Origin of the sequence: Streptomyces sp. NPDC056527 (assembly GCF_042794475.1) — a bacterium.
In the GTDB taxonomy this organism is placed as follows: Bacteria; Actinomycetota; Actinomycetes; order Streptomycetales; family Streptomycetaceae; genus Streptomyces.
On record NZ_JBHTTQ010000078.1, the window covers coordinates 1 to 12,450 of the forward strand.

The 12,450-nt window shown below is 70.7% G+C and carries 9 protein-coding genes; 5 read left to right on the top strand and 4 right to left on the bottom strand.

The features are described from left to right. Positions 1-127: 127 nt before the first annotated feature. From ACFQ7Q_RS28175 to pulA, 3 genes are all read left to right on the top strand, one after another. Complete coding sequence (locus tag ACFQ7Q_RS28175) at positions 128-1,147, top strand: LacI family DNA-binding transcriptional regulator (protein ID WP_383559934.1); 1,020 nt, start codon at positions 128-130, stop codon at positions 1,145-1,147. A gap of 123 nt (positions 1,148-1,270) precedes the next feature. Beyond that, positions 1,271-2,971: a carbohydrate-binding module family 20 domain-containing protein gene (locus tag ACFQ7Q_RS28180; RefSeq protein WP_383559890.1), complete on the top strand. Its 1,701-nt coding sequence runs from the start codon at positions 1,271-1,273 to the stop codon at positions 2,969-2,971. 67 nt (positions 2,972-3,038) lie between these two features. Beyond that, entirely contained in the window at positions 3,039-8,405 is a 5,367-nt protein-coding gene (pulA, locus tag ACFQ7Q_RS28185; protein ID WP_383559892.1) for a pullulanase-type alpha-1,6-glucosidase, read from the top strand. A 76-nt stretch (positions 8,406-8,481) separates the two neighbouring features. On the opposite strand, the gene ACFQ7Q_RS28190 is transcribed toward pulA, so the two are convergent. Further along, positions 8,482-8,994 carry a GNAT family N-acetyltransferase gene (locus tag ACFQ7Q_RS28190; RefSeq protein WP_383559893.1) on the bottom strand — a complete coding sequence of 171 codons (513 nt, stop codon included), beginning with the start codon at positions 8,992-8,994 and terminating at the stop codon, positions 8,482-8,484. Between the two features lie 52 nt (positions 8,995-9,046). Here ACFQ7Q_RS28190 and ACFQ7Q_RS28195 point away from each other — a divergent pair, with 52 nt between their 5' ends. Beyond that, entirely contained in the window at positions 9,047-9,379 is a 333-nt protein-coding gene (locus ACFQ7Q_RS28195) for a 5-carboxymethyl-2-hydroxymuconate Delta-isomerase (protein ID WP_383559895.1), read from the top strand. 13 nt (positions 9,380-9,392) lie between these two features. On the opposite strand, the gene ACFQ7Q_RS28200 is transcribed toward ACFQ7Q_RS28195, so the two are convergent. Further along, entirely contained in the window at positions 9,393-10,106 is a 714-nt protein-coding gene (locus tag ACFQ7Q_RS28200) for a TetR/AcrR family transcriptional regulator (RefSeq protein WP_383559897.1), read from the bottom strand. A 38-nt stretch (positions 10,107-10,144) separates the two neighbouring features. Between ACFQ7Q_RS28200 and ACFQ7Q_RS28205 the strand changes: the two genes are divergently transcribed. After that, on the top strand, positions 10,145-10,411 hold the full coding sequence (locus ACFQ7Q_RS28205) for a hypothetical protein (protein ID WP_383559899.1): 267 nt from the start codon (positions 10,145-10,147) through the stop codon (positions 10,409-10,411). Positions 10,412-10,460: 49 nt separating this feature from the next. On the opposite strand, the gene ACFQ7Q_RS28210 is transcribed toward ACFQ7Q_RS28205, so the two are convergent. After that, entirely contained in the window at positions 10,461-11,558 is a 1,098-nt protein-coding gene (locus ACFQ7Q_RS28210) for a PDR/VanB family oxidoreductase (protein ID WP_383559936.1), read from the bottom strand. Further along, complete coding sequence (locus ACFQ7Q_RS28215) at positions 11,555-12,439, bottom strand: metal-dependent hydrolase (RefSeq protein ID WP_383559901.1); 885 nt, start codon at positions 12,437-12,439, stop codon at positions 11,555-11,557. The genes ACFQ7Q_RS28210 and ACFQ7Q_RS28215 overlap by 4 nt, the downstream gene beginning before the upstream one ends. Between the last annotated feature and the right edge of the window lie 11 nt (positions 12,440-12,450).

Here is a 12,450-nt window from a genome sequence, read left to right on the forward strand (position 1 = left end):
TTTTCATCGGGCCCCAACCTTTATCAAACTTCTTTTTGGGGTGGGCTGGTTCTTTTTTTTTTCTCCGAGTGGTGGCCGTTGCCCCCGGCGGGGGGGCGCGGGCCCCGCCCCCCCGCGGCTCGCGGACATCGCGGCCCAGTCGGGTGTCAGCGAGGCCACCGTCAGCCGTGTCCTCAACGGCAAGGCGGGCGTGGCCGGCGCGACCCGGCACCGGGTCCTCGCCGCGCTCGACGTGCTCGGCTACGAGCGTCCCGTACGGCTCAAACGCCGTAGCGCCGGCCTGGTCGGACTGGTCGTCCCCGAGCTGACCAACCCGATCTTCCCGGCCTTCGCCCAGGTCATCGAGCAGGTCCTGGCCGGGCACGGCTACACCCCGGTGCTCTGCACCCAGATGCCCGGCGGCGCCACCGAGGACGAGCTGGTGGAGCAGCTGGAGGAGCGCGGGGTCACGGGCATCATCTTCCTCTCCGGGCTGCACGCGGACGCGAGCGCCGACCCGGAGCGGTACGTCCGACTGGCCGCGCGGGGCGTCCCGTTCGTCCTCATCAACGGCTTCAACGAGCGCGTCGACGCCAACTTCGTCTCGCCCGACGACCGGGCCGCGGCGCGGATGGCCGTACGGCACCTGGTCGAGCTGGGACACGAGCGGATCGGCCTGGCGATCGGGCCGACGCGCTACGTACCCTCGCGCCGCAAGGCCGAGGGGTTCGCGGCCGAACTGCACCATCTGCTCGGGATCGAGCGGGCGGAGGCCGAACGGTACGTCCGCCCCACCCTGTTCGGCGTCGAGGGCGGGCACGCGGCCGCCGACATCCTGCTCGACCAGGGCTGCACCGGGATCGTTTGCGGCTCCGACCTGATGGCGCTCGGCGCGATCCGCGCCGTGCGCGCCCGCGGCCTCGACGTGCCCCGTGACGTGTCGGTCGTCGGCTTCGACGACTCGCCGCTCATCGCGTTCACGGACCCGCCGCTCACCACCGTGCGCCAGCCCGTGCAGGCGATGGCGACGGCGGCGGTGGGCGCGCTCCTGGAGGAGGTCGAGGGGAACCCCGTGCAGCGCACGGAGTTCGTCTTCCAGCCGGAACTGGTGGTGCGCGGGTCCACGGCGCAGCCGCCGGCCGGAACCTCGCTGCAACTCCTTGCGTAACTACCTGCATTGAGGGGTCCCAAGGGTTGACCGGGGGTCGGGGCACTCGTACGGTCACGGCTGAAAACAGTTGCTGCTAGTTTCGGCAACATCTTGCGACAGTGAAGTCAGCAGGAGGACAACATGGCCAGAAAGACCGTGGCCGCTGCACTCGCCTTCGTGGCGGGAGCCGCTGTGGCCGTCACGGCGCCGACCCCCGCACAGGCCGCCCCACCCGGTGAGAAGGACGTCACCGCGGTGATGTTCGAGTGGAAGTTCGCCTCCGTGGCGAAGGCCTGCACCGAACAGCTCGGCCCCGCGGGTTACGGCTACGTCCAGGTCTCGCCGCCCCAGGAACGGATCCAGGGCTCCACCTGGTGGACCGCGTACCAGCCGGTCAGCTACAAGATCGCCGGACCCCTCGGCGACCGCACCGCCTTCAAGTCCATGATCGACACCTGTCACGCGGCGGGCGTGAAGGTCGTCGCCGACTCCGTCGTCAACCACATGGCCAACGCGTCGGGCACGGGAACGGGCGGGACCTCGTTCTCCAAGTACGACTACCCCGGCCTCTACTCCGGCGCCGACATGGACGACTGCCGGGCCACCATCTCGAACTACCAGGACCGGGCCAACGTCCAGAACTGCGAGCTCGTCGGCCTGCCGGACCTCGACACCGGCGAGGACTGGGTACGCGGCCGGATCGCCGCCTACATGAACGATCTGCTCTCCCTCGGTGTGGACGGCTTCCGCGTCGACGCGGCGAAGCACATGCCGGCCGCGGACCTCGCGAACATCAAGTCGCGGCTGACCGACCCGGGCGTCTACTGGAAGCAGGAGGCGATATACGGGGCCGGTGAGGCGGTCTCCCCGAGCGAGTACCTGGGCAACGGAGACGTCCAGGAGTTCCGCTACGCACGGGACCTCAAGCGGATCTTCGGCTCGGAGAAGCTGTCGTACCTGAGCAACTTCGGCGAGTCCTGGGGCTACATGGCGTCCGGGAAGTCCGGAGTCTTCGTCGACAACCACGACACCGAGCGCGGCGGCGACACCCTCAACTACAAGAACGGCGCCACCTACACCCTGGCGAGCGTCTTCATGCTGGCCTGGCCCTACGGCTCCCCGGACGTCCACTCAGGCTACGAGTGGTCCGACAAGGACGCCGGCGCTCCCAACGGCGGTCAGGTCAACGCCTGTTACAGCGACGGCTGGAAGTGCCAGCACGCCTGGCGCGAGATCGCCTCGATGGTCGGCTTCCGCAACGCCGCGCGCGGCACGGCGGTCACCAACTGGTGGGACAACGGCAACAACGCGATCGCGTTCGGCCGGGGCGCCAAGGCGTACGTCGCCCTCAACCACGAGGGCTCGTCGCTGACCCGCACCTTCCAGACCGGGCTGCCGGCCGGCACGTACTGCGACGTGCAGTCGAACACGGGCGTGACGGTGAACTCGTCGGGCCAGTTCACCGCGACGCTGGGCGCCCACACCGCCGTCGCGCTGCACGTCGGCGCGAAGAGCTGCGGCGGCGGCACGACGACCCCGCCGCCGGCCGCCACGGGTGCCTCCTTCAACGCCACGGCGACCACCACGGTCGGCCAGGACATCTACGTGACCGGCAACCGAGCGGAGCTGGGCAACTGGTCCCCGTCCGCGGCCTTGAAGCTGGACTCGGCCTCGTACCCCGTCTGGAAGCTCGACGTCTCCCTGCCGGCCGGCACGGCCTTCGAGTACAAGTACATCCGCAAGGACGCCGCGGGCAACGTGACCTGGGAATCCGGTGCGAACCGCACCGCGACCGTCCCCGCCTCCGGCCGGATCGTCCTGAACGACACCTTCCGCACCTGACAGCTCCTCCCACCAGGGCCGCCCCGCCGGGGCGGCCCTCCTTCCCGTACCTCCAGGGAGAACCCCCGTGATACGCAAGAGAACGGCGGCCGTCGTGGCCACCGCCCTGTGCGCGGCGCTGGTGCCCGCCCTCCCCGCGGCCGCCGCGCCCCCGCCCCCACCCCCGCCGTCCGACAAGGCGCTCGCCGCTCAGCCCGCGCGTCACGACCTCACCCGGGAGCAGTTCTACTTCGTCCTGCCCGACCGGTTCGCCAACGGGGACGCGGCCAACGACCGCGGCGGCCTCACCGGCACCCGTCTCGACACCGGCTTCGACCCCGCCGACAAGGGCTTCTACCAGGGCGGCGACCTCAAGGGCCTCACCAGGAAGCTCGACTACATCAAGGGTCTCGGCACCACCGCCATCTGGATGGCGCCGATCTTCAAGAACCAGCCCGTGCAGGGCACCGGCAAGGACGCGAGCGCCGGCTACCACGGCTACTGGATCACCGACTTCACCCAGGTCGACCCGCACTTCGGCACCAACGCCGACCTGGAGAAGCTGATCGACCAGGCCCACGCCAAGGGAATGAAGGTCTTCTTCGACGTCATCACCAACCACACGGCCGACGTCGTCGACTACAAGGAGAAGACCTACGGCTACCTCTCCAAGGGCGCCTTCCCGTATCTGACGAAGGACGGCGTCCCCTTCGACGACCGCAGCGGCTCGTTCCCGCGCGTCGACACGGACTCCTTCCCCCGCACCCCCGTCGTCCCCGCCGACAAGAAGAACATCAAGGTCCCCTCCTGGCTCAACGACCCGACGATGTACCACAACCGGGGCGACTCGACCTTCGCAGGCGAGTCCTCCCAGTACGGCGACTTCGTCGGCTTGGACGACCTGTGGACCGAGCGTCCCGAGGTCGTCGAGGGCATGGAGAAGATCTACCAGCGCTGGGTCCGCGACTTCGACATCGACGGCTTCCGCATCGACACCGTCAAGCACGTCGACACCGCCTTCTGGACCCAGTGGGCCACCGCCCTCGACGAGTACGCCGCCAAGCGCGGCCGCGACGACTTCTTCATGTTCGGCGAGGTCTACTCCGCCGACCCGGCGATCACCGCCCCGTACGTGACCGAGGGCCGCCTCGACGCCACCCTCGACTTCCCCTTCCAGGACGCCGCCCGCACCTTCGCCTCCCAGGGCGGCTCCGCGGACAAGCTGGCGAACCTCTTCGGCCAGGACTACCGCTACACCACCGACAAGGCCAACGCCTACGAGTCGGTGCCCTTCCTCGGCAACCACGACATGGGCCGCTTCGGGACCTTCCTCAAGCAGGACAACCCGCAGGCCGGCGACGCCGAACTCCTCCAGCGCTACCGGCTCGCCAACGAGCTGATGTTCCTCACCCGGGGCAACCCCGTCGTCTACTACGGCGACGAGCAGGGCTACACCGGTGCCGGCGGCGACAAGGACTCCCGCCAGTCCCTCTTCGCGTCGAAGACCGCCGACTACCTGGACGACGACCAGCTCGGCACCGACCGCACCCACGCGAGCGACGCCTACGACGCCTCGCACCCCCTGTACCGGCAGATCGCCTCGCTCTCGAAGCTCACACGCGAGCACCCGGCGCTGCGCGACGGCGTCCAGCAGCAGCGGTACGCCGAGGGCTCCGTCTACGCCTTCTCCCGTACCGACGCCCGCGCGAAGAACGGGCCCGCCGAATACGTCGTCGCGGTCAACAGCTCCACCGAGGCGAAGACCGTCGAGATCCCGACCGGCTCCGCGGACATGACCTTCACCGCGATCCACGGCGGCGACGTCCGTGTCACCAGCGCCGGCGACACGAAGATCAAGGTGACCGTCCCGGCGCTCGGCTCCCTCGTGCTCAAGGCGGCCAAGCCGCTCGGCGCGCCCGCCGCCACGCCCACGATCACGCTCAAGGCCCCCGAGGCCGGGGCCACCGGAACCGTCGAGCTCACCGCCGACGTCCAGGGCGGCCTGCTGAACCGCGTCGTCTTCGCCGCCCAGACCGGCAACGGAAAGTGGCAGGTCCTCGGCTCCGCCGACCACGCCCCGTACAAGGTCACCCAGAAGGTCACCGCGCCCGCGGGAACGGCCCTGCGCTACAAGGCCGTCGTCGTCGACAGCGCCGGCCGCACCGCGAGCGCGACCGCCGCGACGACCAGTGGCGCCCCGGCCGTCGAGCAGCCGCCGACCGCCACCCAGCGCGACTACGCGATCGTCCACTACAAGCGCGCCGACGGCGACTACGCCGACTGGGGCCTGTACACCTGGGGCGACATCGCCGACGGCGAAGGCACCACCTGGCCCGCCGGCAAGCCCTTCACCGGCCGTGACGCCTACGGCGCCTTCGCCTACGTCAAGCTCAAGCCCGGCGCCTCCTCGGTCGGCTTCATCGCCGTGAACAAGGACGGTGTCAAGGACACCGACGCCGACCGGACCGTCGACCTCTCCAAGACCGGCGAGGTCTGGATCGAGCAGGGCAAGCCCGAGGTCCTGAACGCCGCGCCCGAGGGCGCGTACCCGCCGCAGGACACCACGAAGGCGGTGCTGCACTACAAGCGCGCCGACGGCGACCACACCGGCTGGGGCCTGCACACCTGGACCGGCGCCGCGAACCCCACCGACTGGAGCAAGCCGCTGGAGCCGGTGCGCACCGACGCCTACGGAGCGGTCTACGAAGTCCCGCTCGCGGCCGGTGCCACCTCCCTCTCCTACATCCTGCACAAGGGCGACGAGAAGGACCTGCCCACCGACCAGTCCCTCGACCTCAAGGCCAACGGCCACGAGGTGTGGATGCTCGGCGGCCAGGAGAAGTACCTGCTGCCGCAGCCCAAGGGCAGCGGCGCCGCGCTCGACCTCGCCAAGTCCCAGGCGATCTGGATCGACGAGACCACCCTCGCCTGGAACGGCAGCGACGCCGCGGCCTCCAGCGTGCTGCTCTCCTCCCGCGAGGGCTCGATCAAGGTCGAGAACGGGACGCTCACCGGCGACCGTCAGGTGCTGCGCCTGAACCCGGCGCGGCTGACCGACGCGCAGAAGGCCGCGTTCCCGCACCTGAAGTCCTACGGTGCCTTCACGGTCGACCCGCGTGACCGCGACCGCGTCCGCGAGGCGCTCAAGGGGCAGCTCGTCGCCGCCCAGTACGCCGCGAACGGTGCCGTCCTGACCGCCACCGGCGTCCAGCTCGCCGGTGTCCTCGACGACCTGTACGCGACGAAGGCCACCGGGGCCGCGCTCGGCCCGGTGTTCCGGAACGGCCGCCCCACGCTGTCCCTCTGGGCGCCCACCGCCCAGTCCGTCGCCCTCGAACTCGACGGCAGGACCGTGCCCATGCGCCGCGACGACGCCTCCGGCGTCTGGTCGGTCACCGGCACGCGCGCGTGGACGGGCAAGCCGTACCGGTACGCGGTCAAGGTCTGGGCGCCGAGCGTCCGGCAGATCGTCACCAACAAGGTCACCGACCCCTACTCCACCGCCCTGACCACCGACTCGGCCCAGAGCCTCCTCGTCGACCTCGCGGACCCGAAGCTGGCCCCCAAGGGGTGGAAGAGCCTGGCCAAGCCCGCGGCGGTGCCGCTGCGGGACGCGCAGATCCAGGAGCTCCACATCCGCGACTTCTCGATCGCGGACACCACGGCCGTCCCGGCGCACAAGGGCACGTACCTCGCCTTCACCGACACCGGCAGCAAGGGCTCGCAGCACCTGAAGGCGCTCGCCGCCTCGGGGACCTCCTACGTCCACCTGCTCCCGGCGTTCGACATCGGCACCATCCCCGAGAAGAAGTCCGCGCAGACCGAGCCGGCGTGCGATCTGAAGGTCTACGCCCCCGACTCCGAGGAGCAGCAGGCCTGTGTGGCCGCCGCCGCGGCCAAGGACGCCTACAACTGGGGCTACGACCCGCTGCACTACACCGTCCCCGAGGGCTCCTACGCCACCGACCCCGAAGGCACCCGCCGCACGGTCGAGTTCCGGCAGATGGTCCAGTCCCTCAACGGCGCCGGACTGCGCACGGTCATGGACGTCGTCTACAACCACACCGTCGCGAGCGGCCAGGCCGACAAGTCCGTCCTCGACAGGATCGTGCCCGGCTACTACCAGCGGCTCCAGGCCGACGGCTCCGTCGCCACCTCCACCTGCTGCGCCAACACCGCGCCCGAGAACGCCATGATGGGCAAGCTCGTCGTCGACTCGATCGTCACCTGGGCCAAGCAGTACAAGGTGGACGGCTTCCGCTTCGACCTCATGGGCCACCACCCGAAGGAGAACATCCTCGCCGTCCGCAAGGCCCTGGACGCGCTGACCGTCGCCAAGGACGGCGTCGACGGCAAGGCCATCGTCCTCTACGGCGAGGGCTGGAACTTCGGCGAGATCGCCGACGACTCCCGCTTCGTCCAGGCCACCCAGAAGAACATGGCCGGCACCGGCATCGCGACCTTCTCCGACCGGGCCCGTGACGCCGTCCGCGGCGGTGGCCCCTTCGACGAGGACCCGGGTGTCCAGGGCTTCGCCTCCGGCCTCTACACCGACCCCAACTCCTCGACCGCCAACGGAACTCCGGAGCAGCAGAAGGCCCGGCTCCTGCACTACCAGGACCTGATCAAGGTCGGTCTGACCGGCAACCTCGCCGACTACTCCTTCACCGACACCTCCGGCCGTACGGTCAAGGGCAGCCAGGTCGACTACAACGGCGCCCCGGCCGGCTACGCAGCCGCCCCCGGCGACGCGCTGGCCTATGCCGATGCCCACGACAACGAGACCCTGTACGACGCGCTCGCCTTCAAGCTCCCGGCGACCACGTCGGCCGCCGACCGGGCCAGGATGCAGGTCCTCGCCATGGCGACCGCGACCCTCTCGCAGGGCCCTGCGCTCTCCCAGGCGGGCTCGGACCTGCTGCGTTCCAAGTCGCTGGACCGCAACTCCTACGACAGCGGTGACTGGTTCAACGCGATCCACTGGGACTGCCGGGACGGCAACGGCTTCGGCCGCGGGCTGCCTCCGGCGGCCGACAACAAGGCCAAGTGGGGCTACGGGAAGCCGCTGCTGACCGCCCCGTCGCTCACCGTCGGCTGCGCGCAGATCGACGGCGCCTCGGCCGCCTACCGCGACCTGCAGAAGATCCGTACGACCGAGTCCGCCTTCTCCCTCGCCAGCGCCGGGCAGGTCCAGGACGCCCTGTCCTTCCCGCTCTCCGGAACCGGCGAGACCCCGGGCGTGATCACCATGCGCCTCGGCGACCTGGTCGTGGTCTTCAACGCCACCCCTGAGCGGCAGACCCAGCGGGTCGCCGCCCTGGCCGGAAAGGGCTACACCCTCCACCCGGTCCAGGCCGCGGGCGGGGACCCCGTGGTCACGTCCGCGTCGTACGAGACGGGCACGGGCACCTTCACGGTCCCGGCCCGCACGGTGGCGGTCTTCACCACCCGCTGACCGCACGGACGCACACACGACGAGGCCGGCCGGGGGTTCCCCGACCGGCCTCGCCGCACGTCTTGGGCCGCGCCGGTCAGGCCAGCGCCTTCTCCAGCAGGATCACTCCGTACCGCGTGCCGTCGGCGGCGAGCTTTCCCGGCTCCTCGCCGACGGCCGTGTACCCCGCGGCCTCGTAGTACGTCCGCAGCCGCGGATTGCGCGACACACAGTCCAGCCGGGCCACCCCCCTGCCGCCGGCCGCGATCCGGCTCTCCGCGTGGTCGAGCAGCGCCCGGCCCGCCCCCGAGGGTGCGGACTCCCGGTCGGTCATCAGCCGGTGGACATAGCCCGCGACCGGCGGCTGCGGGCCCCATGCCTGCTCGTCGTCCCACCACAGCTCGTACGCGCCGAAGGCCCGGCCCCCGGCCGACGCCAGCCACACCTCGCCGCCGGCGATCCGCGCCCGGAAGTGCTCCGCGCTCTTGTCGCCCGGCTTCCACTGGTCGATCCCGCGCCGCACCATCCACCCCGCCACCCCGTCGAACATCCCCACCAGAAGGTCGAGATCGCGGTCGTCCGCCTGCCGGAAGGTCACTTGTGCGCTCATGACGATCACCGTAAGGGTGTGGCCAGACATCCGTTCAACCGGGAGTGACCTCATGCCGCAGATCACCGTGGACTACTCGGCGCCGCTCGACCGGCGCGGCTTCGCGCTCGCGCTGCACCCGCTCGTCGTGGAGACCGTCGACACACGGATCGACGCCTGCAAGACCCGCTTCCGCGAGGTCGAGGAGTGCGTCATCGGGGACGGTTCGACGAACGACGTCGTCGTCCATGTCGACATCGCGCTGCTGGCCGGCCGTACGGACGAGACCAAGGCCCGCCTCGCCGAGGCCGTGGTCGCGCTGCTGCCCGCGTACCTCAAGGATCCGGAGGGCGTCCATGTCTCCGCCGAGGTACGCGACCTCGAACCGTCCTACCGCAAGTCCTGACGGCGGCGGTCGACTACGCCGGTCTTTGCGCGGGCACGCGCGGCGCCAGGGCCGCGAGCCGGTCGACGAGGTCGCCGAACGGCCCGTCGGACGGCTCGTCGGCGAGGATCCGGACCAGGACGTCCGCCATCTCCTCGTCGTAGGCCGCGCTCACCGCCGCCAGCGCCGCGAAGTCGTGCACCAGCTGCAGCTCCAGCTCGGCGCGCGGCACACGGCGTCCGTCCAGCCAGATCAGCGCCGTCGACTCGGCGAGCGACACCCAGGAGCGGACGACCAGCTCCAGCCGGGCGGAGGGCTGCTCGACGTCCAGATGGGCCAGGATCTGCTCGTAGGCGGCCTGCCGCACCTCGTCGATCATCGCGTTGGTGGTGGAGGAGCCCACCGCCGGACCGCCCCGCATCAGCGCCGCGAAACCGGGACCGTGCTCGTCCACGAAGTCGAAGAACCGGCCCATCACGCGCAGCAGCCGCGCGCCCAGCGGGCCCTGCGGCGGCTCAAGGAAGCGGGCGGCCAGCTCGTCGGCCGCCCGCCGCAGCGCCGCCTCGTACAGACTCTGCTTGCCGGGGAAGTAGTGGTAGACCAACGGCCGCGAGATTCCCGCGGCCGCGGCGATCTCGTCGATGGAGACCTCGTCGGGAGAGCGGTGGCTGAACAGCTCGAGAGCCACCCCGATCAGCTGCTGTTTGCGCTCCTCGACGCCCATTCTGCGGCGCACCCCGGTCGTCATGCGAACAGCCTAACCGCCGTCCGTTACGCTCCCACGACATGAGCACCTCCGGTTTGAGCCCGAAGCAGGCACGCCAACTGCGGATAGCGGCCGCGTCCGTTCTGCTGGTCACCATGGCGGCGGTCCTGGTGATCCGGCTCGCGAGCCGCACGTCCGTCCTGGTCGTCGGCGTGTACGGGCTGGCCATGATCCTCTGCGGCGTGGTGATCGAACTCTCCCGCAACGGCCGCACGCGCCTGGGTACCTGGCTCCTGGTGGGCGGCCTCTCCGCCGCGCTCGCCTTCGACTGGCTGATCCTTCCGTAGCGGATCTCCCGCCCGGCCGGGTCCTGCTCACCGTGGCGGTCGCCAACCGCTAGAGGTCGAGAACCAGCCGTTCTCCGGCGCAGCGCGAGACGCAGATCAGCATCGAGTCACCGCGCTCCGCGTCCGTGAGGAGCTCGTCGCGGTGGTCGATCTCGCCCTCCAGGACCCGCTGTTGGCAGGTGCCGCAGAAGCCCTGCTCGCAGGAGTACGTGACGCCGGGCAGTTCGCTCCGGACCGCGGCCAGCACCGACTGGTCCGCCGCCACCGTCACCGTCCGTCCGGAGCGGCGCAGTTCGAGCTCGAAGGCGCCGCCGCCGGTCGTCGCGGTGGGGGAGAATCGCTCCAGATACGGGGTCCGGCCCTCGGGCATCGCGGCGGTCACCGCGTCCATCAGCCCGTCCGGGCCGCAGCAGTACACCGCCGTCTCCTCGGGGACCTCGGCCAGGAAGCCGAGCTCGGGCAGGCCCGACTCGTCCTCGGCGACCACCGTCACCCTTCCCCGGCCTCCGGCCGGGGGGACCCCCGTCTCGCTGCGCTCCCCGCCGAGCTTCTCGATCTCGTCCAGGTACGGCAGGGTGGCGCGGCTGCGGCCGCAGTACAGCAGCCGCCAGTCGGCGCCCGCCGCCTCCGCCGCCCGCAGCATCGGCAGCACGGGCGTGATGCCGATGCCTCCCGCAACGAAGACGTACGCGGGGGAGTCGACCAGCGGGAAGCGGTTGCGGGGCCCGCGGATCTCGATCTCCGTGCCTTCGTGGAGCTGTTCGTGCACCTCGCGCGAGCCGCCCCGGCCGTCCTCGATCAGCCGGGTCGCCACCGTGTACGTGTCGGTGTCGGCCGGGTCCCCGCACAGCGAGTACTGGCGCACCAGACCGGACGGCAGCACCAGGTCGACATGGGCGCCGGGCTGCCAGGCGGGCAGTCCTGTGCCTTCGAGGCGGAGCCGGACCACGCCATCGGCGGGCTCGGTGCGCTCGGTGACCAGGACCTTCCTGGTCACGGTCGCGAGCCGGCCGCGGCCCGAGACCGGCTCGTCGAGGGCGGGCATCGGCCAGAGCGGGGCGGCGTTGATCCGGCGGCGCATGGCGCGCTTGGCGAGGACCGCCGCCCCGGCGATCAGGACGACGGTACGCAGTCGGGGCATGGTCAGCGACCTCCGTTGGCGCCGGGGGAGCCGGCCAGATAGGCGACGGCCTGGGCGGTGTTCCCCTCCTGGGAGGGGTGGTAGGCCCGGCTGAGGTAGCGGGGGATGGCGCGCAGCAGGTCCGGCGTGGACGGCAGCACGCCCTCCCGGCCCTTGCGGACGAGCTGGCCGACCGACGCCTTGCCGTCGATGAGCGTGGGGTCGTTCTCCATGAAGAAGCGGGTGCCGCGCTGCCAGAGGAAGATCATCGCGGTGAACGCGGTGGCCCAGGTACGGGCGCGCCGCCGGTAGCCGCCGTCGAGGTGCATGAACAGCTCGAAGGCGACGGAGCGGTGCTCGACCTCCTCGGCGCCGTGCCAGCGCAGCAGGTCCAGCATCGTCGGGTCGGCGCCCCTGCGGTCGAGCTCCTCGGCGTTGAGGACCCAGTTGCCGAGGAAGGCGGTGTAGTGCTCGATGGCGGCGATGAGCGCCACCCGCTCCATCAGCCACCAGCGGCGCGCGCGGCCGGGCGGCAGGGTCCGGTCGCCGAGCAGCTTCTCGAAGAACCAGTCGACCTGGGCGGTGTACGGAGTGGGGTCCAGGCCCAGCTTCCTGAGGTGCGGGAGCACGTCGTCGTGCGCCTGCGAGTGCACGGCCTCCTGGCCGATGAAGCCGATGACGTCCGCGCGCAGCCGGTCGTCGGTGATGAAGGGGAGCACCTGCTTGTAGACGTGCACGAACCAGCGTTCCCCGGCCGGGAGCAGCAGATGCAGCACGTTGATGGTGTGGGTGGTGAACGGGTCGCCGGGAACCCAGTGGAGCGGGGTCTCCTCCCAGTCGAAGGAGACCTTCCGGGCCTTGAGTTCGATGTGCTCCGACGCCACCGGTGCAGGCTGCGTATTAGACATGACGTCAATGT